This window comes from Burkholderia sp. E168m23 (genome assembly GCF_016586125.1).
GTDB classification, from domain to species: domain Bacteria; phylum Pseudomonadota; class Gammaproteobacteria; order Burkholderiales; family Burkholderiaceae; genus Burkholderia; species Burkholderia orbicola.
The window spans coordinates 1-1,254 of sequence record NZ_BCPP01001394.1; the positions used below are offsets into that span (position 1 = coordinate 1).

Sequence of the window (1,254 nt, forward strand, 5' to 3'; positions counted from 1 at the left end):
GAATCATTTGAAAAGACGATGGCAGAATATTTCAATGATTCGATTCTGAAATGAATGAGGGTGCGATGAAAACGCTCGACATCGAAGCCGTGCAGGCCTTCGTGCTGACCGCCGATCTCAAGAGCTTCACGCGGGCCGCGGAAGCGCTGGACACGACACAGTCCGCGGTGAGCCTGAAGATCAAGCGGCTGGAAGACGGGCTCGGCCGCCGCCTGCTGGAACGCACGCCGCGGCAGGTTCGCCTGTCGGCCGACGGCACCGCGTTCCTGGAGCCGGCGCGCGAACTGGTGGCCGCTCACCATGGTGCGCTCGGCGCCTTCGGCACGAGCCAGCGACGGCTCGTGATCGGCGTCAGCCACCATGTCGTCGGCGCCGATCTGCCGATGCTGCTGCGGCGGATGAGCGAAGCGGAGCCGGCGCTGGTGCTGGAGATCCGCGTCGCCGCGTCGCGCGACGTGCTCGATGCGTTCGATCGCGGCCGGCTCGATGCGGCCGTCGCGCTGCAGCACGACAGCCGACGGCTCGACGGCGAAACCATTCTGTCGGAGTCGTTCGGCTGGATGGCGGCGGCCGATTTCGAATACCATCCGCCGCAACCGCTGCGGCTCGCCACGCAGGCCGAACCGTGCAGCGTGCGCCGCATGGCGGTCGACGCGCTGGACGAAGCCGGTGTCGCGTGGACGGAAGTCTTCGTCGGCGGCGGCGTGGCGACGATCGGCGCGGCGGTATCCGCGGGGCTGGCCGTCGCGGCGCTCGGGCATCGCGTGGCGCCCTCCGGCACCGTCGACGTGGGGACGCGCTACGGGCTGCCGCCGTTGCCGGCGCGCGACGTGGTGCTCTACTCGAACCTGACCGATGCGCACGCCCGGCAGGCGCTGCGCACGCTGGGCGCGGCGCTGCGGTCGTCGGTCGGCGTGCGTTGATGCCGTGCGCGGCATCGATGAATCGACTTGAGCCACGCGCAGGAAACGAAAGCAGCGCATGTCGCGCGCAGGTACCGTGCCCGATTCAAGCCATGCTCGCCATCCGGACCGCGGTCGCCGGCCAAACTGGATACCCTCGACGTGCGCCACGGTAAAATTCCGTCTTCGCCCCGCGCTCATGCAGACGACATCCATCGGTCCGCGGGCCCACACCACGAGCATCGACCGGCCATCATCACCTTGATTTCCCTACGCTTTCCGCGTCGCGACGCATGAGTTATTCGCTCGCCACCTCCTACCTCCGCGAACTCGAAATCCGCAAGAGCCGTTT

General features: G+C 67.6%; 1 protein-coding gene. It reads left to right on the forward strand.

Annotated elements, in window-relative coordinates:
- The first annotated feature begins 65 nt into the window (after nt 1–65).
- Nucleotides 66–923: a LysR family transcriptional regulator gene (locus tag JMF90_RS37585; protein ID WP_201317143.1), complete on the forward strand. Its 858-nt coding sequence runs from the start codon at nt 66–68 to the stop codon at nt 921–923.
- Nucleotides 924–1,254: the final 331 nt, after the last annotated feature.

Bases quoted from the DNA above. Each gene is read 5' to 3' on its own strand.
- JMF90_RS37585 (WP_201317143.1), top strand. From the start codon at position 66: ATGAAAACGCTCGACATCGAAGCCGTGCAGGCCTTCGTGCTGACCGCC.